The sequence below is a fragment of the Natronococcus pandeyae genome (genome assembly GCF_008122205.1).
GTDB classification, from domain to species: Archaea; Halobacteriota; Halobacteria; order Halobacteriales; family Natrialbaceae; genus Natronococcus; species Natronococcus pandeyae.
The window spans coordinates 76,435-101,319 of record NZ_PHNJ01000004.1; the positions used below are offsets into that span (position 1 = coordinate 76,435).

At 64.4% G+C, this 24,885-nt stretch carries 23 protein-coding genes; 8 read left to right on the plus strand and 15 right to left on the minus strand.

Annotated elements, in window-relative coordinates:
• Positions 1-160 precede the first annotated feature (160 nt).
• On the plus strand, positions 161-1,339 hold the full coding sequence (locus tag CV102_RS09290) for a redox-regulated ATPase YchF (RefSeq protein ID WP_148857974.1): 1,179 nt from the start codon (positions 161-163) through the stop codon (positions 1,337-1,339).
• 124 nt (positions 1,340-1,463) lie between these two features.
• Here CV102_RS09290 and CV102_RS09295 read toward each other — a convergent pair whose 3' ends face one another.
• From CV102_RS09295 to CV102_RS09325, 8 genes are all read right to left on the minus strand, one after another.
• On the minus strand, positions 1,464-1,790 hold the full coding sequence (locus tag CV102_RS09295; RefSeq protein WP_148857705.1) for a hypothetical protein: 327 nt from the start codon (positions 1,788-1,790) through the stop codon (positions 1,464-1,466).
• A gap of 255 nt (positions 1,791-2,045) precedes the next feature.
• Positions 2,046-2,312 (minus strand): hypothetical protein, encoded by a 267-nt coding sequence (locus CV102_RS26555; protein ID WP_233710657.1) that lies wholly within the window; start codon positions 2,310-2,312, stop codon positions 2,046-2,048.
• 784 nt (positions 2,313-3,096) lie between these two features.
• Complete coding sequence (locus CV102_RS25865) at positions 3,097-3,237, minus strand: hypothetical protein (protein ID WP_187432908.1); 141 nt, start codon at positions 3,235-3,237, stop codon at positions 3,097-3,099.
• A 25-nt stretch (positions 3,238-3,262) separates the two neighbouring features.
• Entirely contained in the window at positions 3,263-3,751 is a 489-nt protein-coding gene (locus tag CV102_RS09305) for a type II toxin-antitoxin system death-on-curing family toxin (RefSeq protein ID WP_148857707.1), read from the minus strand.
• A gap of 201 nt (positions 3,752-3,952) precedes the next feature.
• Complete coding sequence (locus CV102_RS09310) at positions 3,953-4,420, minus strand: GNAT family N-acetyltransferase (protein ID WP_148857708.1); 468 nt, start codon at positions 4,418-4,420, stop codon at positions 3,953-3,955.
• A gap of 763 nt (positions 4,421-5,183) precedes the next feature.
• Positions 5,184-5,828, minus strand: a complete 645-nt coding sequence (locus CV102_RS09315; protein WP_148857710.1) for a LysE family translocator — start codon at positions 5,826-5,828, stop codon at positions 5,184-5,186.
• Between the two features lie 197 nt (positions 5,829-6,025).
• Entirely contained in the window at positions 6,026-6,886 is an 861-nt protein-coding gene (locus tag CV102_RS09320; RefSeq protein WP_148857712.1) for a UbiA family prenyltransferase, read from the minus strand.
• 77 nt (positions 6,887-6,963) lie between these two features.
• Positions 6,964-7,878 carry a YncE family protein gene (locus tag CV102_RS09325; protein ID WP_148857713.1) on the minus strand — a complete coding sequence of 305 codons (915 nt, stop codon included), beginning with the start codon at positions 7,876-7,878 and terminating at the stop codon, positions 6,964-6,966.
• A 110-nt stretch (positions 7,879-7,988) separates the two neighbouring features.
• Here CV102_RS09325 and CV102_RS09330 point away from each other — a divergent pair, with 110 nt between their 5' ends.
• Positions 7,989-9,680 (plus strand): thiamine pyrophosphate-binding protein, encoded by a 1,692-nt coding sequence (locus tag CV102_RS09330; protein WP_148857715.1) that lies wholly within the window; start codon positions 7,989-7,991, stop codon positions 9,678-9,680.
• A gap of 125 nt (positions 9,681-9,805) precedes the next feature.
• Here CV102_RS09330 and CV102_RS26560 read toward each other — a convergent pair whose 3' ends face one another.
• Both CV102_RS26560 and CV102_RS09340 read right to left on the minus strand, forming a co-directional pair.
• On the minus strand, positions 9,806-10,777 hold the full coding sequence (locus tag CV102_RS26560; RefSeq protein ID WP_233710658.1) for a plastocyanin/azurin family copper-binding protein: 972 nt from the start codon (positions 10,775-10,777) through the stop codon (positions 9,806-9,808).
• Between the two features lie 93 nt (positions 10,778-10,870).
• Positions 10,871-12,274 carry an FAD-binding oxidoreductase gene (locus CV102_RS09340; protein WP_148857717.1) on the minus strand — a complete coding sequence of 468 codons (1,404 nt, stop codon included), beginning with the start codon at positions 12,272-12,274 and terminating at the stop codon, positions 10,871-10,873.
• Positions 12,275-12,741: 467 nt separating this feature from the next.
• Between CV102_RS09340 and CV102_RS09345 the strand changes: the two genes are divergently transcribed.
• Together CV102_RS09345 and CV102_RS09350 are read left to right on the plus strand one after the other, a co-directional pair.
• A complete protein-coding gene (locus CV102_RS09345; RefSeq protein ID WP_148857719.1) occupies positions 12,742-13,041 on the plus strand; it encodes a hypothetical protein in 300 nt (99 codons plus the stop codon).
• Between the two features lie 112 nt (positions 13,042-13,153).
• A complete protein-coding gene (locus tag CV102_RS09350) occupies positions 13,154-13,603 on the plus strand; it encodes an ester cyclase (RefSeq protein WP_187432910.1) in 450 nt (149 codons plus the stop codon).
• Positions 13,604-13,653: 50 nt separating this feature from the next.
• On the opposite strand, the gene CV102_RS09355 is transcribed toward CV102_RS09350, so the two are convergent.
• Complete coding sequence (locus tag CV102_RS09355) at positions 13,654-15,000, minus strand: sulfatase family protein (RefSeq protein ID WP_148857723.1); 1,347 nt, start codon at positions 14,998-15,000, stop codon at positions 13,654-13,656.
• A 165-nt stretch (positions 15,001-15,165) separates the two neighbouring features.
• On the opposite strand from CV102_RS09355, the gene CV102_RS09360 reads away from it, so the two are divergent.
• Positions 15,166-16,173: a TIGR04024 family LLM class F420-dependent oxidoreductase gene (locus tag CV102_RS09360; RefSeq protein WP_148857725.1), complete on the plus strand. Its 1,008-nt coding sequence runs from the start codon at positions 15,166-15,168 to the stop codon at positions 16,171-16,173.
• Between the two features lie 16 nt (positions 16,174-16,189).
• Here CV102_RS09360 and CV102_RS09365 read toward each other — a convergent pair whose 3' ends face one another.
• The 4 genes from CV102_RS09365 to CV102_RS09380 form a co-directional block, all read right to left on the minus strand.
• Positions 16,190-16,960, minus strand: coding sequence for a methyltransferase domain-containing protein (locus tag CV102_RS09365; RefSeq protein WP_148857727.1), 771 nt, complete (start codon positions 16,958-16,960; stop codon positions 16,190-16,192).
• Positions 16,961-16,973: 13 nt separating this feature from the next.
• A complete protein-coding gene (locus CV102_RS09370) occupies positions 16,974-17,522 on the minus strand; it encodes an OsmC family protein (protein ID WP_148857729.1) in 549 nt (182 codons plus the stop codon).
• 273 nt (positions 17,523-17,795) lie between these two features.
• On the minus strand, positions 17,796-18,650 hold the full coding sequence (locus CV102_RS09375) for a helix-turn-helix transcriptional regulator (RefSeq protein ID WP_148857731.1): 855 nt from the start codon (positions 18,648-18,650) through the stop codon (positions 17,796-17,798).
• Between the two features lie 119 nt (positions 18,651-18,769).
• A complete protein-coding gene (locus CV102_RS09380) occupies positions 18,770-19,735 on the minus strand; it encodes an NADPH:quinone reductase (RefSeq protein ID WP_148857733.1) in 966 nt (321 codons plus the stop codon).
• Between the two features lie 183 nt (positions 19,736-19,918).
• Here CV102_RS09380 and CV102_RS09385 point away from each other — a divergent pair, with 183 nt between their 5' ends.
• From CV102_RS09385 to CV102_RS09395, 3 genes are read left to right on the plus strand one after another with little or no spacing between them, the layout of a single operon-like run.
• Complete coding sequence (locus CV102_RS09385; RefSeq protein WP_148857735.1) at positions 19,919-21,385, plus strand: proton-conducting transporter transmembrane domain-containing protein; 1,467 nt, start codon at positions 19,919-19,921, stop codon at positions 21,383-21,385.
• Positions 21,386-21,433: 48 nt separating this feature from the next.
• Positions 21,434-23,077 (plus strand): proton-conducting transporter transmembrane domain-containing protein, encoded by a 1,644-nt coding sequence (locus CV102_RS09390; RefSeq protein ID WP_148857737.1) that lies wholly within the window; start codon positions 21,434-21,436, stop codon positions 23,075-23,077.
• Positions 23,074-24,855 (plus strand): proton-conducting transporter transmembrane domain-containing protein, encoded by a 1,782-nt coding sequence (locus CV102_RS09395; protein ID WP_148857739.1) that lies wholly within the window; start codon positions 23,074-23,076, stop codon positions 24,853-24,855. The genes CV102_RS09390 and CV102_RS09395 overlap by 4 nt, the downstream gene beginning before the upstream one ends.
• Positions 24,856-24,885 lie beyond the last annotated feature (30 nt).

Genomic DNA, 24,885 nt, shown 5'->3' on the forward strand with positions numbered 1-24,885 from the left:
TCCGAGTGTCGAGCAGCCGTTCTGATTAGCCTGCAGCCTTCAGTTGAAAGGATAGATCCGTCACCGAGAACTCGTTCGACTCCGGCGCGTCCGGTCGTGGTCACTCTTGCGTGACGGTGGAACCGAAAGACAGTTTGAACGGACGATGCTACGGGAAGGCATGCTCTCGATCGCCCTTGCCGGAAAGCCCAACGCCGGCAAGTCTACGTTCTACACTGCGGCGACGATGGCCGACGTGGACGTCGCCAACTATCCGTTCACCACTATCGACGCCAACCGGGGTGTGAGCTACGTCCGGACCGACTGTCCCTGCCTCGAGCGCGACGAACGGTGCAACGCCGACAACTGCGAGGACGGCAAGCGCTACGTCCCGATCGAACTGCTCGACGTCGCGGGACTCGTTCCCGGCGCCCACGAGGGGAAGGGGCTGGGTAACCAGTTCCTCGACGAACTCACCAACGCGGACGTGATCGTCAACGTCATCGACGCCTCCGGTGGGACCAACGAGAAGGGCGAACCCGTCGATATCGGTGAGCACGATCCGCTCGAGGACATCGACTTCGTGGAGGAGGAGATGGACCTCTGGCTGGCGGGCATCGTCGACCGCAACTGGGAGTCGATCGAACGCAAGTCCCGATCGCCCGGCTTCGACATCGACGACGCGCTCGCGGAGATGCTCACCGGCTTCGGTGCCTCGCCGACCGACGTCGCCCGCACGCTGCGTGAAATCGACTACCCCGCGGACCCAATCCAGTGGGATGACGACCACCGCGAGGCGCTCGCCCGTGAGATCCGCCAGCGGACCAAACCGATCGTCGTCGCGGCGAACAAGATCGATATCGCCCCCGAGGAGAACGTCGAGAAACTGCTCGAACTCGACAAACCCGTGATCCCGACCACGGCGGAGGGCGAACTCGCCCTGCGCCGGGCCGCAGACAACGGCCTCGTCGACTACGACCCGGGCGACGAGACACTCGAGGTCGGTGACGACGTGAACGACGCCCAGCGCGAGGCCCTCGAGGGACTCGCCGAAACGATGGCCGAGCACGACGGAACGGGCGTCCAGACGGCGCTCGACTACGCGGTCTACGACCTGCTCGAGCACCTCACTGCCTATCCCGTCGAGGATGCCTCGAAGTGGTCTGACGGCAGCGGTAACGTCCTCCCCGACGCCCACTTGCTCCCGCAGGGCTCGACGCCGGTCGACCTGGCCTACGCCGTCCACTCCGACATCGGCGACGGCTACCTCCACGCCGTCGACGCCAAGTCCTCCCGCGAGATCGGTGAGACGTACGAACTCGAGGAGGGCGACGTAATCAAGATCGTGAGCACTAATTGACAATAAAACAACAAATAAGACTCTGCGTTTTAGGCGGGCGCGGTGATCAATACAGATGAGCCAGTTATCACAGTGACCTACCTGTCTCTCTAGAATCTGGTAGCAGTGATGTAGACTCTAGTTGTTACGGTCCCGCACCTCGGAGAAGACGAATCAATGCGGCAATAGGACGAATCACATGCATCACTGCATCAGCAATAATCAAGTCTCGTTCGTGGCGGCGATCATAAATGTACAGACCTAGGACAAGCATTATCGGAAAAACCACAAACAGTAGAACGCCAATGGCTGATTCTGCGCTTCCTAATACTTCTGTATCAACCCAGTAGAGACTAAATCCTGCGATCATCATTATCACGCCAGTAATCCCTATTGCATACGATATTCGCCATATCTCAAGTATCACTGTTTTGCGTGGATACCCAAAGATTCGGTCTGAATTGCTGGTCATTGTTTGCTTTAGAGGAGAAGGTTGTATAATAGTGTAGGGTATTTGTCTTATCCGAGCCCTGCTCAGTTCGCATCTGTAGTGACCACGAAATCAGGTCGGATCGAGAGATAGCTTATAAGTTGTGTACAAAGTCATGACTCATAAGTAGTCATCAAGATCGTGAGTACGAACTGATCACCACACCGGACTCAAATCAGAGCGATCCCGCCGGCTATCGTCGGTCGGGATCAGGGCGAATGTATCGGAGGGTCGCGCTTATTCAGTTCCGTAGTCGCAGACAGTATCTGGATTCTCCGCTTCGTAGCGTTCGCAGTCGTCCCAGTTGAACCAGAGTGTTCCAGTCTCTTCGATGCGTAGAAACACCATCTGACAGGAGTCGTCGCCTTCCGCATCGTCTGCTGTCGTTTCTACCCACGAGTCGTCACCGGTCAGACGCGCAGCGATTTCAAATTTCCCGGGTTCGTCGTTCGGCCATGTACACTCTACGAACTCCGTGCTCAGCACGTTCTCGTCGCCTTCCATATCCATACCGGAGATGTCCACGGTAGCTTCGTGAACTCGCTCCCCGCCTTTTTGAACCCGTATATCGACATGTTGGTTCGTCTCACCGGTATTTTCGAGACGCAACCCACCGAGATAGACTTCTTGATCGAAGAACCCGAGACAGCCAGAGACACCGGTAGTAATTCCGAGTGCGAGATACGAGCGCCGATTCATATTGTACCATATCCAATATGAATGTAATAAGGTTGGGCGTTCTGGTTCAGCACTTCCTCGGTGTCCCGGGCAACCACAGACCGCTTCTGGTTCGATGAGCCCTCGTATAGATACGTTCGATTTATGAATTGTGTACACTGTCTGTACTCAGATATGCTAATCAAGATCGTGAGTACTGATTAAAGAAAGCCAACACTTACCCCATTCCAACTTTCGTCGAGAGCGGCGTTCCGCATTGGAGGGACAAGTATTGACCACACGGGTTGTACTACTGATTCGTTGAGAGACGCTCCCATCCTCGATACCTACCGACGCCAGTAACGAGTAACACGACTCCAACAGCGATCCCTGCAAATCCGAATACTCCTGTCGATTCTGCTGAACCAAGAACCGTCATGGAACCGAGTAGGAGAGCTGATAACCCCATCAGCACTGATCCTACCCCAAACCGTTTCGCTTGTTCCATAGGGCAAGTGCTGCGGCAATCTTCAAATTCCTTCCCGAAAACACTGAAAGATGACAAGGTTGACCGAGAGTGGACATGCGCACTGACGAAATCGTGAATACTAATTAATAAAACCGTAGTCCGTCACTCGTTTTCGAGCGCGTCGTAGATGTCTCGATTTGTGTCCCGGTCAGCTGCTGCTACCCGCCGGACGAGCTCACCTCGGATATCCTCCATTACTTCATCGAGCGGAGACCCGGACTCAGAACCTTCCTCGGTCGCCATAGTTGTTGTATCGTCCCGGCTGCGGTTAATCGTTCGGGTTAGACGAGTCGCCGGTTAGTTCGTCCAGTCCGTACCGGATGAGATCGTCGCGCCACTGTTCGATCTCGCCTGCGAGGTCGATTTCTTCGGTGTGAGATCGAAGGTATTCGAGTGTCTCCGTTTCATCGACGGTTGCCTGATCCGTGCCGAACTGCTTGAGGATCGTCCTGATTTCGTCGTCGTACGCGAACCGATACCCGTTGAGAAAGTAGAACACGACCGTCGTGTTGAGTGCAGTACGCTTGTTTGCGTCGACGAACGGGTGGTTCGCTACCAACAGCCGGATGAGGTGAAACGCTTTCTCGTGGATTGTCTTGGGTGCCGTTCCGAAACTCCCACTGTCGATGTAGTTCAGGGCAAACTCGATATCTCCACGGTTCTGGACGCCAGCGTGCGTGTCAGAATACTCTGATACGATGTCGTCGTGGATGGCGAGAACGTCGTCCACTGACGGATACCAGAACGAGTCTGCCATTCGTTCGCTCAATCAGACTGCACCCGAGGTAATCCTTGCTATTGCAGCTCAGGGAGTTTGGCTGGATTTATCCGTTGTGTACGTTGTGTGCACTCAGAAGTACTGGTCAAGATCGTGAGCACTAATTAACAACAACCTATCACACTGGATCTGTGCTTTCATCAGCGCTTGGAACGGCCAGATAGACAGGCGTACTTCGACCTACTCCAGTGGCTGTGCGTAGTCGACTTGCTTCGGATGGAAGTCCGTACTCCGGTAGAACCGACGAGCGTCCTCGTTCTGCCATTCGCAGGAGACTTTGAGATGGTCACATCCCCGCTCGCGAGCGAGTTCTTTCACACGCTCGAGGACCGCCGTGCCGTGGCCCCGACTCCGGTCGTCTTCGTCGATACTGAGGTTCACGATGCGAAGATACTTCGAGTACTGCCGGGAGGGGTGGCGGCCCTCGTGGAGCGTGACGAAACCGATAGTCTCGCCTTCGTGAACGACGAGGTAGTCTGTGGTGGTATCGTTATCGAGGTGCTCGCGGAAGCCGTCGTCGGGAACTTCGTGAACGTCCGCGTAGGCGACTTCGTTCAATTCGGAGTACTCCTCCGTTCCCTTTGCGAGGTCGTACCAGCGGTCGACGAGCGCATCGAGGTCGTCTGCGGTGGCTTCCACGAGTTCCATGCGTGGACTCCTCAACGCTCGTTTGTCAGGCTTCGCCCGGTGTGTTGTATTCTGGCACGCCTCTCATCTGTTCGACGAGATTCCGTGAGTCCGTCGTACGGAAAACCGGCTCTGTTGAAACCCTTGTTCGGTGATAGGTTCCAGCAGTTGTGCTGAATTCAGGGCGCGAACTTTTTCCGCCTCGGGTTCGCCTGTGGCGAACCTCTCGGCGCAAAAACTTCGATGAAAAAGGCGGACGACTCGGCCTTCGGCCTCGCCGTCCGAGAACCGCGCTCGCTTTGCTCGCGCGGAGACTGGTAATGCATCCACACTCTGTATTCAGCAGCCAACTCTTGTCAGCTAGTGAGATTTTCAACGGGGCCAGAAATCCGAAAAGAGCGGTCGTCAAATCGGAACCGTGGCACCCTATTCGTTTTCGAGTGCGTCGTAGATATCTCGATTCGCGTCCCGGTCAGCCGTTGCTACCCGCTGAACGAGTTCTCGTCGGCTGTCGTCCATTACGCCGGTGAGCAGGGAACTGGACTCCAAACCTTGCTCGGTCGCCATATCTGGGCTTTGTCTCAGTGACTGTTGAGATTTTGTCGATGATCAGTCTGCGCTGTGTTGCCCATCACGGACGGACGTAGTTAGACTGGGGTTCGTCTATTGTGTACGCTGATCGAGATCGCCTCGACGGCATCGGTGGCTCTCTCGGTCCGTTTCTCCACAGTACCCGTTCATTACGGCGCTTCGTTGATGGCGCCGTCGATAGCGCAGGCGAAGCTCATCCGAGAACGCTACTGATCAACAGTCGGAATCCGAGCCCCACGAGGATCAGCCCGGAGAGCCATCGGACGCTCGCGGCGACTCTCGGACGCGCGACCAGCAGTTGCCGCACCCCGCTCGAGCCGACCGCGACCGTCGCGAGGTAGGCCATCGTCAGGAGCGCGTAGATCCCGCCGAGGACCGACAGCTGTACCGGAACGTGCCCGCCCCGGTCGACGAACTGCGGGAGAAAGGCGAGGAAGAACAGCGCCACCTGGGGGTTCAGGACGTTGACCATCACGGCTTCTCGAAACGGGTTCGCCGCGGATTCGGTGCTGCCGTCGACCAGCAACCCGTCGTCTCGGACCGTTCGAACGCCGAGGTAAACGAGGTAGGCCGCGCCGACGTACGAGACGACGGCGAACGCGAGTTCGGAGGCGCGAAAGATCGCTGAGAGGCCGACGACCGCCGCGACGGTGTGGACGAGCACGCCGACGCTGATTCCTCCCGCAGAGGCGATGCCGGCGTCGCGGCCGTCGCCGATGCTTCTCGTGAGCACGTAGAGCGTGTCCGGTCCCGGAGAGAGGATCATCGCCCCCGCTGCCAGGAGGTAGACTGCGAGCACGGCCGGATCGATCAGCGCGGAGCGAGCCACCTCGAGCATCGGCGGGCTACCCCTCGCCCGGTCCAGTGTTCGGACCGGATACCCTCGTCGTGACGCCGAACGAGGAGTGGCTCTCGGTATCGAGACGACCGGCGGTTCGCTGTACGCTCACTATCGGCCACGTTCGCGTTCGTCGATAAAAATGACGCGGATCGGCCCGTTCTCGAGACGGCGGTCCACTCGAGGGCCGATCGTATTCAACCGACTCGAGCCAGCGGCTCGAACCAGACGGCCGCCACCAGGACGGCGAGGAAGACGTACGAGCCCCGGATGAGCAGCATCGTCGCCAGATCCGGCGGCGCGCGCTGGGCGACGACGGCGACCGCGGCGAAGGCGAGCGCCGCGAGGACGGCGGTCGGTGGAAAGACCTGCAAGACGGCGAAGGCGACGACGACCAGCAGGGCCGTGATCATGAGTCCGTAGGCGACGGTGTAGGCGCTGTCCGGGCCCAGAGCGACGGCCACGGTCCGTTTTCGAATCGAGCGGTCGTAGTCGTAATCTTTGGCGTCGTCGATCACCTTGATCCCCGACAGCAAGACGAGGAAGACGACGGCGAAGCCCAGCGGGACGGCCGCGATCGTCTCTGCCTGCACGTAGAACCCGGCAAACAACGAGAGTGCGATCCCGAGCGGGTAGCCAGTCGTCGCCGTTACGGGGTTCATATCGAGCTGGGGCGCGTGGTAGTAGGCGATCAGCCACGTCGGCACGGTCAGCGCGACGGCGATCCAGCCGACCAGCGCCAAGAGGACGAGACAGCAAAGCGTGAATACCGTCGTCGACAGCGAGAGTCCGACGCGACAGCCCCGTTCGGTCAGCGGGTGGTCGTCGTCCTCGTCGCGGACGTAGAAGTCGACGTAGCCGTCCTTGATATGGGCCGTGTACACCGCCGCGAACATCGCGACGACGTGAACCGCTGCGAGCACCGGAACGGCCTCTCGAGCGAGGACCGCCCCGAACAGGGAGGCGGCGAGCGGCGGGAGCATGAATATGGGGTGGACCTGTGACCAGAACGCCCGGAGTGTCGCCCCGACGCCGGCCCCGTGTCTCGCGAGGGACATAGCTCGTGTGACCACGGACCGACGTAAAATACCGTGGGTAGCGGGGAGAATCGCCCGGCTCCCGTCCCGGAGTTCGGCTACCGTGGCAGGTACGCGATACCGTCCGGATGGAGTCCGGTCTCGTAGCGTTCGGTTTCGGTCCAGTTCTCGCAGTCGATCACCGACACGTCGTTGGTCTTGTTGTTGGCGACGAACGCGCGCTCACCGTCGGAGTCGAAGACGGTTCCGCCGGGCCAGATGCCGACCGGAATCCTGGCGATCTCCCACGGTCGCTGCTCGCCGTCGCGGACGTGCTCGGTGTCGATCAGCGAGACGTCGTTCGACTCGCGGTTCGGAACGAGGACGTGGCGCCCGTCCGGCGAGGGGACGACGCGGATCGGCGTCTCGCCGAGCAGCGCCCGGGTGGTCTGTTCGAAGCTCTCGGGATCGAGTACCGAGAGCATCCCGTCTTCCTGATTCGCGACGAGTAGACCGGCATCCGGGTGGACCGCGATCCCCTCCGGTTCCTCGCCGACCATCGGATCCGCGAGAATCCGTCGCTCGTCGCAGTCGATCGCGGTCACGTTCTCGCTGCCGATGTTGGCGACGAACGCCCGCTCCTCGTCGGGCGTGAGCGCCACCATGTGGGACTTGTCCTGGTGGGTCGGGACGTGGTCGACGATCTCGTCGGTCTCGCAGTCGATCACGTAGACGCGGCTGCTGTAGGTCGAGGCCAGCCACAGCTCGCCAGCGTCCTCGCGGACGGCCAGTCCGTGCGGGAAGTCGAACGCCTCGTGTTCGATCTCGGCCGTTCGCTCCCATGTCTCGGAATCGAACGCGAGCAGCGCGTCGCCCAGCGAGCAGGTGACGTACACCGTCTCTCCGTCGGGACCGACGGTAATCTCGTGCGGGTTGAACTCCGTCTCGACGACCGTCTCCGTCTCGCCGGTCTCGGCGTCGATGACTGACATCGTGTCCGAGTCCTTGTTGAGAACCAGCAGCTGATCGGTCATGCGGGATCCTGCCACCGACCCCTTCTAAACGTTCGAGAACCGGCAAACGGCTCGGCCTCGTCCCCGCCGAGATACACAGATTCATGTGGCAGTATAACTCATGGTGGCCTATGTCAGGCAGCTACACCGGTGCCGATCTCTTCGTCGACGCCCTCGAGTCCTACGGCGTCGACTACGTCTTCGGCAACCCGGGAACGACGGAACTGCCGGTCGTGGACGCGATCGGCCAGAGTGACCTCGAGTACGTCCTCGGTCTCCACGAGGACGTCGCAGTCGGGATGGCGTCGGGCTACGCCCAGACGCGGCGGTATCACTCCCATCACGACGAGTCGATCACTCCGGTCGGCGTCGCGAACCTTCACATCGCACCCGGACTGGCACACGGACTCGGCAACCTCTACGCGGCGAAGATCGCCGGCGCACCGGTCGTCGTCACCGCCGGCAACCACAGCACCGACTTCCGACACGAGGAGCCGATCCTGTCGGGCGAACTCGTCGAGATGGCCGACCAGTTCTGCAAGTGGTCCGACGAGGTGCTCGACGTCGAGGCGCTGCCGGCGATGCTCCGACGGGCGTTCCGGGTCGCGCTGACGCCGCCGACCGGCCCGGTCTTTCTCGGACTCCCGCTGGACGTGATGCTCGCCGAGACCGACGCCGAACCCGAGCGACTCGGCGGGATTCCCAACGGCGGGAGCGGCGATCCGACCCAACTCGAGCGGGCGGCCGACCTGCTGGCCGAGGCCGAGAACCCGGCGATGGTCGTCGGCGATCAGATCGCTCGTTCGGGGGCGGACGCCGTCGCCGCGGCGGTCGAACTCGCGGAGGCGTCCGGCGCCCGCGTCCACGGCGAGATCCTCGCCTGCGAGGTCGACTACCCGACCGACCACGACCAGTGGGTCTCCTACATCCCGCCGGACGAGAACCTCGCGTCGATGCTGATGGACACCGACACGCTGCTGTTCGTCGGCTGTTCGACGAACACGACGCTGACCCGCCACGAGGAGGTGCTGGTCGATCCGGAGACGACCTGCATCCACGTCGGCGACGACCCCTGGCAACTCGGCAAGAACCAGCCGGCCGACGCCGCGGTCATCGGCGACCCGGGACTCGCTCTGCAGGGGCTTACCGAACGGGTTCAGGAGCGACTCTCCGAGGACGTCGTCGCGGAACGCCTCGAGCACGTCGGCGCGATCAAGGAGATGGTCGAGGCGAAGGTCGCGGCGATGGGCGAGGACGAGGCACCCGACGATCCACGCGCCTCGAAGGCCCAACTGGTCGACGCGATGGAACGGGTCGCCGGCGACGCCTACATCGTCGACGAGGGAGTCACCTCGAAGTACGCCATGCTCACGCGCTGGGATCTCGCCCCCGAGCAGTACATCTCGAACAAGGGTGGCGGACTCGGCTACGGGCTGCCGGCGTCGATCGGTGCGGCCGTCGCCGAGAGCCAGCGCGAGGAACCACGGAACGTGATCGGCTTCATCGGCGATGGCTCCTACCTCTACTACCCGAACGCGATCTACAGCGCGGCCCGGTACGACCTCGATCTGACCGTCGTCGTCCCCGACAATCGCAACTACCGGATCCTGAAGGACAACACGCTCAAGATCATGGGCGGCGAGGAGGACGACTACGAGTTCGTCGGGATGGACTTCGAGCCGCCGGTCGACATTCCCAAAAACGCCGAGAGCCACGGCGCCCGCGGCGAACTCGTCGAGACGCCCGACGAGATCGAAGGGGTGCTCGAGGAGGCGCTCGCTCGAGAGGGGACCGACGTGCTCGACGTACTCGTTCACGACTGACGCGGCGGTGCGACTGGCGCTGGTACTCGGCCGTTCTCGTTCGCGAACATCGGTTCGTCCGCGTTCGGGAGACAGGAGGGCGATCTCTCGCGCAAGAATTGTCCGAAGGCTCGCATCTCGAGCCGTTATTCGACGTGAATCCGGCCGCGCATTACGGCTTCGTGCGGATGACAGACGTAATAGGCGAGTTCCCGGCTCGCCTCGAACTCGAGGAACTGGTCGTCGCCCGGGTCGTCAGTGAGCTCGGTCGTGTAGTCGTCGACCACTTCGTCCCCTTCGTCCCGGAGTTCGACGTTATGTGACATCCCGTCGCTGTCCACCCAGCCGATCTCGTACTCCGCCCCCTCCTCGAGGACGAGCGTCGGATTCGCTTCACCCTCGATCTCCGACGGAGCGATCCCGACCCAGCCGGAGGTTACTCCATCGAGAGTAATCGATTCGCCGGGTGCGATCTCGTATCGGTCGTCGGTCTGCTCCCCTTCGTCTCCGTCGCGGCCGTCGGCTTCGCCGTCGACGATGATCTCCCCGCGCATCGCGCCGTCGTGGGTCCCGCAGACGTAGGACGCCAACTCTTCGCTGGCTTCGAACTCGAGTCGCTGACGGTCGTTGGGCTCGCTCGTGTCACCGGTGGCGAGATCGTCGACGACGGTACCGTCTTCTGCCCGGAGTTCGACGTTGTGCGTCGCGCCGTCGTCGCCGACCCACCCGATCTCGTACGCTCCTCCCTCCTCGAGGACGAGCGTCGGATTCGCTTCGCCCTCGATCTTCGATGGAGCCACCCCGACCCAGCCGGTAGACTGTACGTCGAAGACGATCGTCGTTCCGGAGGGAACGGCGTATTCGGCGCCTTCGACGACCTCCTCGTCTCCGCTGGACGCGTCACCGGCCTCGTCGTCGAGATCGTCAGCGGACTCGTCGTCGCCCTCCTCCGATCCCGAATCGGTGTCGTCGGATCCGGGGTCGGTTTCGGACGACTCGTCTGCCCCGGCACCCGTTTCGTCGACATCGTCGATACAGCCGGCACCCGCCACACCGAGTCCGACGGTCCCGGTCAGCCGTACGACGTGCCGTCGCGAAAGCTCTCGCTTCGATCTCATGACGGCGAATTTTAATCTATCATTGATAAGTTTTCCGAGAAGATAGGTTTCCGATCGCCTTCCCGAGCCCCTCTCGTCCCAGAACGGTTTCGATCACTCGAGTTCGCCGCCCTCGGGGAAGATTTTCCCCGGGTTCAGCGTCCCAGTTGGATCGAGCGCGCGCTTGATCCGGCGCATCGCTTCGACCGCGCCGGCGCCGTGTTCGGCCTCGAGGTACTCGCGTTTGCCCTGGCCGATGCCGTGTTCGCCGGTCGCCGTGCCGCCCATCTCGAGCGCTCGCTCGACGATGGCCGCGTAGATCTCTTTACCCCGTGTGACCTGATCGGAGTCGTCCCGGTCGACGAGCACGGAGTAGTGAAGGTTGCCGTCGCCCGCGTGGCCGAAACAGGGGATCAGCAGGTCGTGCTCGTCGGCGAGGCGCCTGGTCTCGCGGACGATCTCGGGATAGGAACTGATCGGCACCGTCACGTCGCCGGGGTGGAGCGGCTCGAGGTCGGCGTCGTACGTCGCGACGGCGTAGGCCAGCTCCCGGCGAGCCCGCCAGAGCTCGTCCATCTCGGCGTCGTCCGCGCTCATCTCGAAGCGGGCGACGTCGTGTTCCTCGAAGATCGTGCGACAGAGATCGATCTCCTCTTCGACGCCGTGGTTGGCGTGGAACTCGAGGAAGACCATCGGCGCGTCGGGGAGGTCGGTTCCCAGGTAGGCATTGGCCATCCGCGCGCTCAGCCCGTCGACGAGTTCGATCCGCGCCACGTCGACGTCGGTCCGCACGGCGTCGGAGACGGCCGCGGTCGCGTCGTCGAGCGTCTCGAAGATCGCCCGTCCGCCGCGAATTTGTTGCGGGCGGCCCGCGAGCTCGAGCGTCGCCTCGGTGACGACCGCGAGGGTGCCCTCGCTGCCGACGATCGTCTCGGTGAGGTTGTAGCCGCTCGAGGTCTTGACCGCCCGCGAGCCCGTCTGCACGACGGTGCCGTCGGCGAGGACGGCCTCGAGGCCGAGCACCCAGTCGGCGATCTCGCCGTACCGGACCGTCTTCATCCCGCTGGCGTCGGTCGCGATCATGCCACCGATCGTCGAGATGTCGCCCGAGGAGGGCAGCGGCGGGAAGAAGAGGCCGTCGGCGGCGACGTACTCCTCGACGTCCGAGCCGATGATCCCGGGGCCGACGTCGATCTGGAAATCGTCGGGCCGGTAGTCTCGAACGTCGTCCATGCGCGTGAGATCGAGGCTGATCCCCCCGTGGGCGGGCACGGCGTTTCCCTCGAGGCCCGTCCCGGCCGCGTACGGCGTCACCGGAACGCCGCGTTCGGTCGCCGCCGCGAGGACCGCCGAGACGTCGTCCGTACTCTCGGGCCAGACGACGGCGTCGGGAGTGACGCCCTCGCCGAGCTGCTCGGCCCCCCAGTCGGCGGCGTGGCTGTCGCGCTGCCCGTCGGCGAACGAGCGCTGGTCGTCCGCGAGGGGGAGGTCCTCGAGAAACGAGCAATCGTGTGTCATGCGTGGACATTATCCACTGGCGGCATCAACGTTGTCCCCGCTCTCGATGACGCTGTTGAGAGGACGCCGACTTGCTGAGAGAATCGAACACCAAGAAAGCCCCTGACGCGGTCGCCCCTCCGGGGCTCGCTGTGGTCCTCGCTTCGCTGCGGTCCTTGCGTCGCCCGGGAGGGATCGACCGCGACAGCCCCTTTCAGTCCCACCCACGATGGCCGGCCAGGCAACCGACCCGGGTGGGACTGAAAGGGGCTGGGCCGCTCGGGGACGGCGGGCGACGCAAGCACGCGAGCAGAGCGAGCGCGCAGCGAGCCCCCCGACCCGAGCGGTCCAGGGGCTTTCGTGGTGGTCTCACCGGACACTGATTCCTCCCGGGAGTATCCGAACACGGCCGCTCTCGATCGCCGCAGGGCGTCCTGCGTCGCGCTCTGAGAACAACGATGACGGTGCTCGAGCCCGTTCACCCGTCCATGACCGACTCGCTGGACGACCGCACCGACGATTCGCTCGAGACGCGCCTCGAGGCGCTTCACGACCACCTCAAGGCGACCGCCGAGCTTCCGATCGATCCGAAGACGAACCGCTGGCTCGGCGAGGCCGAAGCCGTCGCTCGAGACGCCGCGCGCAACGACATCGATCCGGCAACGGCCCGCGAGCGCGTAGGGCAGGTGCAGCGACTGCTTTCCGAGGCCGACGAGCCGGATCACGAGGAAGCGGCCGCACACCTCGAGGCGGCCCGCGAACTGTGCGAGAAGGTGCTGTCGGCGTAGGTCGCAATTTGGCGAATCGGCGTACCTATCAGTCAACTCGCTCCTACGCGAGTTAGTTAATACCACGCAAAGTCTCTCTAGAACCGGGTGAACGATGATGTCGCTCGAAGGAATGACAACGCCAGAGGAGAAGAAGGAGCTCGTCGTACGCGGGTCGTTCGAGCCGTACACCGAGGGGAACGTGGACGCCATCGACGAAGCGATGAGCGAGGACTACGTTCTACACGACCCCGCCAGCCGCGAGAAGACCTACGACCGCGAGGGGTTCAAGGAGCACGTCGAGTCGTTCCGGACGGCGTTCCCGGACCTCTCCGCCACGATCGAACACATGGTGGTCGAAGACGACCTCGTTATGGTCCACTTCACCGTCGGCGGAACGCACGAGGGACCGCTTCCTGATCTCGACCTCGAGCCGACCGGCGAGAAATTCGAGATCACCGGCATGGAGACCGACCGGATCGAGGACGGCGAACTGGCCGAAACGTGGCTCGTGTACGATTCGTTCGGATTCGCCGAGCAACTGGGAGCGATTCCCGAAACGGATACCCCTGCTAGACAGTAGCACGCCGGCGGGCCGATTACCTTTCTTTTAACGCGTCTCTCGATCTCGACTCAGGATGACTCGTGGGGCCACGAGTGAATCTCGTCGTAGTCGCCGGGGATCACCGGCCCGTCGAGCAGCGGATCGTCGGTCTCGTCCATCCACTCGTACAGCCGTCGGGACAGATCGGTGCGGGCTTCCCGGTACCGCGGCTCGCGGGCGACGTTCTCGTCCTCCTGTGGCGCGTGCCGGATATCGTACAACTCCTCGTACGGCCGGTACGGGACGGCGTAGGTTTCGCGGACTTCGCGGCCGGCTTCGCTGGCGAAGATGTCCTTCGTGAGGTAGGCCTTCGGAAGGTGCCAGAAGTTCCGGACGTACTTGTACCGCTCCGTGCGGATCGCTCGGACGGGGTTGTACATGTCGTGCCAGGTCATCTCGGCGAACACCTGCTCGCGGGGCTCGTACTCGTCGTCGGTCAACAGCGGACGGAAGCTACGGCCGTCGAGGCGGTCCGGGACGTCGACGTCGACGTACTCGAGCAGTGTCGGGAGCACGTCGACGTTGCTGACGAGCTCGTCGTAGCGTCGTCCGTCGGGGATGCCAGGACCGCGAAGTGCCAGTACCGCCTCGAGTCCCGCGTCGTAACAGCTCCCCTTCGCGAGGGGGAACGCGATACCGTGCTCCGTCGTGAAGAGCACGAGCGTCTCGTCGGCGAGGTCGGCGTCCTCGAGCCCCGAGAGGATCGTTCCGACTCCGTCGTCGATGGCCCTCACCATGCCGCGCATGTCCGCCAGGTCCTGTCTGATCCCCCGCCGATCGGGGAGGTAGGTGAGCGGCCGTACCTCGTCGGGGTCATCGGTGTCGTACTGGCCGGCGTCGAAGCCGAACCGACCGCTCTCCTCCTCGACACGGTGGCACTCGAAGAAGCCGACCGAGGCGAAGAACGGCTCGTCGAACGCCCCCCGCTCGAGAAACGAGGCGACGACCGACGAAACGTTCCGCGCCCGGTTGGCCTGGTGAACTGCCGGAGAGACGCCCGGGTACAGGTTTCCTTCCGAGTGGATGTGGTCGTACTGCAGCTTGTCCGTATCCTGTGTGATGTGCTGGAGGCCGAACAGGTGCGTCTCGTAGCCGGCGTCGCTGAGGTAGTGCGGGAGGATGCGCTCGTCCTCGTGCAGTTCCCAGTCCGCGTGTGCGAGCCCCATCAGTCCGTTTACGTGAGGGTATCGACCCGTCATGAGACTGCCCCGGCTCGGCGTACACTGCGGTGCCGTCACGTAGTGGTTCTCGAACAGTGCCCCTTCCCCCGCGAGGCGATCGATCGCCGGCGTCTCGATGTCGACGCCGTAACAGCCGAGATACCGCCCGAGATCGTGGCAGTGAATCAGGAGCACGTTCGGTCGAGTCCCGTCCATAGGGTCCGTCGCTACCACGACCCGGCAAATAAGTAGGCGAGGGATACACCCCGTGTAGGGAGTCGTCCCCCTTCCTGGGAGTCACCGTTTGGATTCGTTAAGTCAATCAGTCACGCGGTCGATGGTGACACGTATGATTCGACGACCTTCGCGGAGGGACGACGCGTGAACGCGGAACTGGACCTGCTGGTGCGCCTCGGCGACTACGAGCGGCCCCAGGACGTCGCCGACCGCGCGGTCCGGGCGGAGGAACTGGGCTTTGACCGCATCTCGATGGGCGAGACGACGGGCTGGAACATCGTCCCGCCGCTGACGCTGATCGCCGACCGGACGGACGAACTCGGCGTCTCGAACGACGTTATCTCGCCGTTCGGCCGGTCGCCGGCGCTGCTCGCCCAGACCGCGTTGACGTTACACGACGCGTCGGACGGCCGGTTCCGGCTCGGACTCGGCCCGAGTTCACCCGCGATCACCGAGCGCTGGCACGGCGAGTCGTTCGACCGCCCGCTGCGGCGCACGCGCGAGGCAATCGAGGTAATTCGAGCGGTCTACGAGGAGGGGAACCCAGCCTACGAGGGCGAAATCTTCGACATCGCCGGGCTCAACTACGAACGAGAGCGTCCCGAGAATCCGCCGCCGATCGACCTCGGGACGCTCGGCCCCAAGGCGACGGAGATGGCGGGTCGGTTCGGCGACGGCTGGGCGCCCCAGCTGTTCACGAAAGACGGCCTCGAGGAGCGACTCGAGGACTTGGAGCGCGGTGCCGAACTCGCGGACAGGGAGCTTTCGGAGCTGCGCGTGAGTCCGATCGTCCGCGGGATCGCCTCCGAAGACCGCGAGCGGGCACGGGACCTCGCCCGCGGAACCGTCGCGTTCATGCTCGGTGCCTACGGCCCCTACTACGGTGATTCCGTCGCCGAGCAGGGTTATTCCGACGTCGTCACGGATATCCGAGACGCCTGGGAGGAGAGGGACACCGACGCGATGGCCGCGCGGCTCCCCGACCAGGTGCTGGACGAACTGGCCCCCGCGGGCACCCCTGACGAGGTCCGAGAGTGGGTCGAGGAGTACGCCGCGACCGACGACGTCGACGCCGTCCGCATCGGTTTCGTCGACGGCATGACCGAGGAGGACAAGGAAGCGACGATGGAAGCTGTCGCCGATCTGGTATAAAAGGCCTCGAGTCGTTTCAGCGGTTGCGAGCGCCCAGAGAGATGCTCTTCACGCCGTAGCTCTGACACGCACCCTGTGCCGGCTCCGAGACGAACTCGTACTGCGGGTTTTCCTCGACGTCGACGTCCGTGAAGCCGGGCATTTCGATCACGTCGGTGTAGTCGTCGATCTGCATCGCGCCGCCGATACACGCCGCCCAGAGGTCCGCGTCGCGCTTGATTCGGTCCGGCAGCCGGCGCTCGCTGATGATGTCGGAGATCGCCAGCCGTCCGTCGGGGACGAGAACCCGGCTCACCTCTTCGAAGACGCGGTCCTTCTTTGCAGAGAGGTTGATCACGCCGTTCGACAGTACGACGTCGAACGTCCCATCTTCGAACGGCAACTCCTCGATGTACCCTTTCTCGAAGGAGACGTTCGATATTCCTGCATCGTCGCGGAGCCGTCGCGACTTCGCGAGCTGTTCGTCGGTCATGTCGAGACCGGTCACGTGGCCGCTGTCGCCGACCCGAAGCGCCGCGACGAAAACGTCCATTCCGGAGCCGCTGCCGAGATCGAGGACGCGGTCCCCCTCCGCGAGGTCGGCGAGATCCATGTGATAGCCGACGCCGGCGAAGGAGTCGACGGCGTCCTGCGGGATCCGGTCGAGTTCTCCCGGCGAGTAGCCGAGTCGCTCCGCCAGCCCGCGCCCCATCTCGAAGTGGAACTCCTCGTCCGGCGCATCGGCGACGTCTCGATAGATTTCTTTCACCCTGTTCTCCAGTTCCTGTTCGTTGACTGTAGTGCTCATTTGCGTGTCCTCGTCAGGTGACGACCACGTCGGTCTCGAGCGGCGCCTCGTTCGCGATCATGTCCATCAGCGGCGACGTCTTCTCGACCCGTTCCTTGAGTTCGATAACCTCGTCGTCCGAGGCGTCGGTCGTGATGTACGTCGTGCAGGTCATCGTGCTGTAGCCTGGACGGACCTCCTCGGAGATGCCGAGGAATCCTCGCAGGTCGATGTCGCCGTCCAGTTCGAATCGAAGCTCCTCGAGATCGATACCCATGGCCGCGGCGTTCGCGGCGTAACCGACGCTCAGACACGATCCGAGCGCGGCGAGCAGCAGTTCGACCGCGTTCGGTCCGGTCCGCTCGCCCAGAATTTCCTCCGGTTCGTCGCCCTCGATTCGGAACGTTTCGGTTCGGATTCGGTTGCCGGCCTGATCGAACTCGTCGATCGTCGTTGCGCACTTCAGGGCGTCGGTCCACTCGGTTTTCGCGTGGAACCTGAATCGCCCGGCGTCCGGTTCCTGTGAGATCGTTTCGACCGCCTGGCCGAGCTGTTCGACGTCGACGCCGTTCTTGACTGTCATTGTAGTATTCACCCAACTGGTTCCGTCCTCGGGAAAGGAAGTCCACGTCGACTCCGGATCGCCGGTCGTCGGCAGCAGTTCACCCTCCCGCCAGAACCGATACGGCAGGTCGGACGATGTACGTAACTCGTGGCATTCGGTCAACTGGTGGGTCCATTGCAGTCGGTGACCCACGGTCACTGGCTGCAAGAGAACAGTCCGTCCTCGGACGAGAGTCGTTTCCGCCCTCCGTTCGCTCCGGGCCAGCATCGAACGTAGCTCGCGACCGCCCCGTCAGTTCGTCGTCGCTTCGAGCGCGAGCGGTTGGGCCTCTCGTCGGTAGGACTCGTAGACCGATTCCGCCCACTCGCGTACCGCTGGGACGTCGGTGTCGATCAGGACCCGTACCGTTCCGCTATCGGGATTGTAGCCACAGATTCCGACGCGATCGTCGAACAGACAGATACCGTAGTTCGGCAGGTCGTCGTGAAGCAAGACCGTGAGATTCCCGCTTGCCAGGGTTTTTGCCGACTGCTCCGGGTAGGTCGAGCGGATGTAGCGGGCGACGCTCGGCGGATCGATGATCTCGGTTTGCATCCCGTCGACGATCCGCTGGCAGAGTTCGATCTGACAGGGCTCGAGCAGGGCCAGGTCGAAGCCGACGAACCGAAACCGGTCGGTCTCGCGCAGCATCGACACGAACCGGTTCACGGGGCGATACGGGTCGTCGACGGCGGCGACCGTCACGACCGCGTCGCTCATCGTCTCGAGCCCCAGTTCGCGTACTTCGACCGGTAGCCACTGCCAGACGTCACGAAACTGGCGTTCGGTTTCGAGTCGGGCGAGCAGTTCCTCCATCACGGACGCGACGAACGCGCCCGTTTGCGTCGCCTCGTACTGGTGGCCGTTCTTGCGGACCCAGTGTCGGGATTCGAACTCGCGAAGCGTTCGGCTAATCGTCGACGGCGAGACGCCGGTAAACTCACCGAGGTCCGCGCGACTCCGGGGTCGTTCGGCCAGCGCGGTGAGTACGGTGACGCGATGTGATGCCCGCGTGAGATAGGCGACGTCGTCGACCGCGGTCGACTGTCCCGCTGCTTGGGCGCCGGTTCCGCCAGGGTCGTCACTCTCGTCGAGGTACGGTTCCATGGTACTCGTACGCACGCAAAGGTAATAGCGTTAGGCGGAACCGGTTGCAAATCGAACCATACCGAGTCTCCGATCGGCCGAGACAGGTTCAGGGACGCCCGGTCCGTCGGTTCGACCGGTCAGGGCTCGACGACGAGTTTCCCGAGGAAGCTCTCGTCCATGACGTCGCGCTGGGCCTGGGCGGCCTCCTCGAGGTCGTAGGTCCGATCGACGTCGATCGAGAGCCGACCGGCCTCCATGAGGTGTGCGACCCCGCGCAGCGGCACACGGAGATCCGGCGTGTTGAACATGCTCATGAACTGGTAGCTGACGTCCTTCGAGCGGGCCGCGCCGTCGTTCGTGAACGCGGGATCGGGGCTGTTCTCGCCGATGCCGACGACCCTGCACCCTTGCGCCGCGACGTCGGCGTCGAACTGGAGGTAGTCGTCCAGCCGGTGGTCGAGGATCGCGTCCACGCCGCCGTCGCTCGCCTCGAGGACGGCCTCGTCGAGGTCGTCGCGGCCGTAGTCGAGGACGGTATCGGCACCGCGCTCCTCGAGGGTATCGTGGTACTGCTCGGCGGCGGTCGTCACGACGCGAGCGCTCACGGCGTCGCCGATCTGGACGGCGACGTGGCCGACGCCGCCGGAGCCACCGTGGACGAGGCAGTGTTCAGCGGGCTCGAGACCGGCGTGATCGATCAGTGCGCGCCAGGCGGTGACGCCGACGACGCCCGCCGCCCCTGCCTCGGTCGCGTCGACGCCGTCGGGGAGGTGGACGACTCGATCGGTCGGCACCGTCGCGTACTCGGCGTACGCTCCCTGGAACGAGCCGTTGCCGATTCCGGTGCCGTAGACGCGGTCGCCCTCGTCGAAGCCGTCGACCGCTGAGCCCGTCTCGGCGACGGTTCCGGCGAAGTCGACGCCCGGCGTGAACGGGACGTCGACCGGCGGGTACGAGCCGTCCCGGAAGTAGGTGTCGACGGGGTTGACGCCGGCGGCAGCGACCTCGAGCAGCAGCTCGTCCGCCGCTGGCTCGGGCCGATCGATCTCTTCGACTTGCAGTACGTCCGGACCGCCGTGTTCCGAGAGTCGGACAGCTCGCATAATACGCGAGAGCACGGAACGTACCACCATAAGGATACAGATCACGGTCACGCTGGCGACTGAATCCCGCAGTTTGAAACCGGCGAACTCCCTATCGGTACTCGATTCCCGTCTCGGTCGTCCGACCCCCTATCGTCGAAATCTCACACCTCGAGGAAGGATCGACCGGGAACCGACATCGCAATGATCGAACTCCAGTGGCTCGTCGCCGCCGTGATCGTCGTTCCGCTCGGAGCCGCTGTACTCTCTGCGCTCGCGGACGGTCGGATCGACGAGGTCGGCTGGTCGATCGCCGCCGCATCGCTGTCGCTGACGTTTCTGCTGTCGATGGCTCTCATCGTCGTCCTCGTCACCGGTGACCCGATCGAGTACCAGCTTTCGGTCGCACGCCTGGGCTACGCCACGGAGTTCCAGGCCGACGGCTTCTCCGGTGTGATCGTTCTGCTGGACTCGCTGGTGGCCCTCGGTGCGCTCGCGTACACCCGGACGGCCGGGCCCCGCGGGAACTGGTTCTATGCCGGCTACCTCGCGATCGTCGCCGGCGTGATCGGGATTACCCTCACGGGTGATCTCTTCGCGCTGTACGGCTACTTGCTCCTGCTCAGTCTGGCGACGGTCGTCCTCGTCGGCGCGACGGGGACGGGGTGGGGCAGCTACGTCGCGTTTCGGTACTTCACCCTGGGAACGGTCGGGGCCGGCATCTACCTCGCGGGCGTCGTCGTCGCGGTCGCCGCGACGGGGACGAGCAATATGGCACTGATCGCCGACCGACTCCCCGAGATCGGCTACGCGGAGCCGCTGGTCGTCTCGTCGTTTCTCCTGATGGGGGTCGGCCTCGGAATCAGCGTCGGGCTCTTTCCCTTTCACACCTGGCTCGTGGACGCCCACGGCGTCGCGCCCGACGCGCTGAGCGCGCTGATCTCGGGGGTGATCCCCGCTGCGGCCGTCTATGCCTTCTCGCGGATTCTCTTTACCGTCTACACGACCGACTTCCTCGCGGCCAACCCGATCCTCGTCGACGGAATCCTGGCGATCGCGCTGGCGACGATGCTGATCGGCAACCTGCTGGCCGCAGTCCACCGCAATATCAAGGACGTCCTCGCCTACTCGACGGTCTCTCAGGCCGGACTCGTCGTCGCGGGCTTCGCGATCGCCAACGAGGCGGCGATCTTCGGCTCGGTCCTGCAGCTGTTCGGCCACGGGGTCATCAAGGGCGCGCTCTGTATCCTCGCGGGGATATTCGCGCTTCGCTTCGACGCTCGCTCGCTCGAGGAGTACGCCGGGCTCGCCTCGGAAGCGCCGCTGCTGGGTGCGACGTTTGCGCTACTGGGGATCGCGATGATCGGGCTCCCGCCGACGGTCGGCTTCGTCGGCAAGTGGTACATCGCGCTGGGGGCGGTCCAGCACGGGATGTGGTTCGTCGCGGCGCTGATCGTCGTCAGCACGCTGTTGACGCTGGCGTACGTCGTCCCCTTCATCGATCGGCTGTACTTCTATCCGTTCGAGGGAACCAGACGCCCCGATACGACGACTACCCTCGGGATGGTGGCCGTCGTCGTCGCAGCCACCGCAATCTCGCTCGCAATGGGGGTGAGTTCGGCGTGGATCGAGCACCTCCTCGAGGGGGCCATCGAGCGACTCGCCGCGTAAACCGATGCACACGAAACACGCACCGAAACGACGGGGGCGCGATCGAGCGTGAGCGACGCCGCCGAGATCGCCACGCTCCGACCGCTCGCGGCCGTGGTCCTCCCTGCGCTGGTCGTCTTCGCCGTCGCCCTCGCCGACCGCCGGCCGAACCTCCGCGAGGCGGTGAGCCTCGTTGGTTCGCTCGCCACCTTCGCCGTCGTCGCGAGCATGCTCCCGGGCGTACTCGAGGGTCGAACCTACGTTACCCACCTGGGCACGTTCGCCACCGACATCGAGTTCGCGTTCCGGGCCGATCCGCTGGGACTGATGTTTGGGACCGTCGCGAGCGGGCTCTGGGTCGTCACTGCCGTCTACAGCGCGGGCTATCTCCGCGGACTCGAGAAGGACCACCAGACCCGCTTTTTCGCCGCACTGGCACTGAGCATCGCCGCGGCGATGGGCGTCGCGTTCGCCGCGAACCTGCTCGTGCTCGTCCTGTTCTACGAGCTGATGACCGTCGGCACCTATCCGCTAGTCGCCCACGACGGCACCGAACGCGCCCGGCAGGTCGGCTACAAGTACCTCGCGTACGTCCTCGGCGGCGGCACGCTCGCGGTCGGGGGGACGCTGCTGGTCTTTTATTTGGCCGGTTCGGTTACCTTCGCGCCGGGTGGGATCGACGCGCTCGCGAGCGCAGCGAGCGAAGACACGTGGCTCGCCCGGATCGCTTTCGGCTTGCTCGCGGCCGGCTTCGGCGTCAAGGCCGCGGTCATGCCGCTGCACGCCTGGTTGCCGAGCGCCATGGTTGCGCCGACCCCGGTCTCGGGACTGCTCCACGCCGTCGCCGTCGTCAAGTCCGGCGCGTTCGCACTCGCCCGGGTCGTCCTCGAGGTCTACGGCCCGGTGACGACCGAGGCACTCGGACTCGCGGCCCCGCTGGCCGGCGTGGCGGCCGCGACGATTCTTCTGGGGAGCCTGCTCGCGCTGCGTCAGGACGATCTGAAGCGACGGCTCGCATACTCGACGATCGCACAGCTTTCGTTCATCGTCCTCGGAGTCGCCCTGTTGACCCCGTCGGCGGTCGTCGGTGGGCTGGTCCACCTGCCGGCCCACGCCGTCGGAAAGCTCACGCTCTTTTTCTGTGCCGGCGCGCTCGCCGTCGAGTGTGACACGAAGAAGATCAGCGAGATGGCCGGCATCGGCAGGCGGATGCCACTGACGATGGCCGCCTTCGCCGTCGGGGCGTTCAGCCTGGCGAGTATTCCGCTGTTTGCCGGCTTCGTCAGCAAGTGGCACCTCCTGCTGGGCAGCGCCGAGGCCGGCCAGCCGCTCGTCCTCGCGCTGTTCGTCGTCTCGGGCGGGCTCAACGTCGCGTACTTTTGGCCGATCGTCTACACTGCCTTCTTCGAGGGTGAGGACGCCGACCCGAAACCGGTCCTCGAGGGGCCATTGGGAGGCGCTCGAGCCGACGGCGGGGACGCCCGGACGAAGTCACGGACTCCGGTCGCGGCCCGACTCGACGGCGGTGACCGGACCGCTTCATCGGGATGGGAACGACGGCCGTGGACCGGCGCGGAGACGACGTGGCTCCTGCTCGGCCCGATCCTCGCGGTGAGCGCGCTCGTCCTCGCCATCGGGGTCGCTGCAGACTGGCTGTTCGTGCTCGAGGTCGCGCGCCTGGTCGCGGAGAACGCGGGGGTGACCGAGCCGTGATCGGCACCGGTCCCGACTGGTTGCTCGCGATCCCGCCGCTGCTGGTCGTCCTCGTCGGGATCGCGTTCGTCCCGTTCCCTTCGCGACGGCTCGGCCACGGTCTCGCGGCGGCCACCCTCGGGATCGTCGCGGTCTGGACGCTGTTCGTTCCCGACGGGACGGGGCCGACGACGACGTTCCTCGGACTCGAGGTGGTGCTCGTCCACGTCGACGACGCCTCGCGGCTCGTCGGGCTGGCGCTCTCGGCCTTCGGCGCGCTGGCGGTCGGCTACACCTACCTCGTCGGGACCGACGACCGCCACCTGCTGCTCGCGCTCGCGTACGTCGGGGCCTCGCTGTGGACCGTCTTCGTCGGCGACTGGCTGGGGCTCGCCCTCGGCTGGGAGCTGATGGCCGTCGCCAGCACCCTGCTCGTCTGGTACTGCGGCGGCGAGGCGGTTCGGGCGGGCTACCGCTACGCGCTGGTCCACGCCGTCGGCGGCGGCCTGCTGCTGGTCGGCGTCGCCTTACACTGGGTGGCCGTCGGTCCCTCGCCGACGGCGCTGCAGTACGACGGGAGCGGGGTTAGCGCGGGGCTGCCCGCGATCGCGGTCGGCCTCGCGGTCGGGGTCAACGCGGCGCTCATCGGCGTCCACGTCTGGCTCCCCCGCACCTACGCGGCCCCCCACGTCGGGACCTCCGTGATCCTCTCGGCGTACACGACGAAGGTCGCGGTGTACGCGGCCTACCGAGCGTTTCCCGACGGCAACCTCGCGCTCGCGACCGTCGGCGCCGCGATGACCGTCTACGGCGCGGCCTACGCCCTCGCCCAGAAGGATATGCGCAAGCTGCTGGCCTACCACATCCAGGCCCAGGTCGGCTACATGCTCGCCGGCATCGGGCTGGGCTCGGCACTCGGGGTCGCGGGCGGGTTCGGCCACCTGTTCAACAACGTCCTCTACAAGGGCCTGCTGTTCATGATCGCCGGTTTCGTCGTCGTCCGCACCGGCAAGAACGAACTCGACGGCTTCGGTGCGCTCGGGCGGGCGACGCCCCTGCTCTTTCTTTCCTTCCTCGTGGCCGCGCTCTCGATCACCGGCGTCCCCGGCTTCAACGGCTTCGTCACGAAAGGGATGATCCTCGACGCGGCCGCCGAAGCCGACGCGACCCTCCTCGAGGCCCTGTTGCTCGCCGGAGCGGTCGGCACGTTCGTCTCCTTCATGAAGTTCGGCTACTACGCCTTCCTCGAGGGCGAGCGCGCCGCCGTCCGAGATCTGTCGGTCGGCGACGCGGCCGTCGCTCTGCCGATCGCCGGTGCCTGTCTCCTCCTCGGGCTCTACTACCCGGCACTGTTCGCGATCCTGCCGGCGACCGACGCCTGGAGCACGGATCCCTACTCGAACGCCCACCTCTACAAGGCCGTCGTGCTCGCGGGCGGTAGCCTCGTCGCGTTCGTCGCCGTGAAGCCGCTGTTCGGCCGCGTCGCCGGGGGTCGCGACGTCGACGTCGTCCGGGATCCGTTCGTCTTCTGGGGGACGCGAGCGCTTACGGGCGCCCTCGAGCGGGCGTTCGCCCGGACCGATAGCTGGGTCGCTCGAGCCGGGTGGGAGACTGTAACTGCGGTTCGAAATCCGGACGCGATGATCGCCGCTGTATTGCCTCGCTCGCTCGAGGCTCGGTATCGGGATCGACTCGAGCGAACCCCCGGGAAGTCGGGACTGAAGACGAGCGTCGGTATGACCGTCGCGCTCGCGTTCGCGGCGCTTGCGGTCGCGCTGGTGGTCGCACTGACGTTTTAAGGCTGACGAGCGGATGCCGGACGTTTCTCC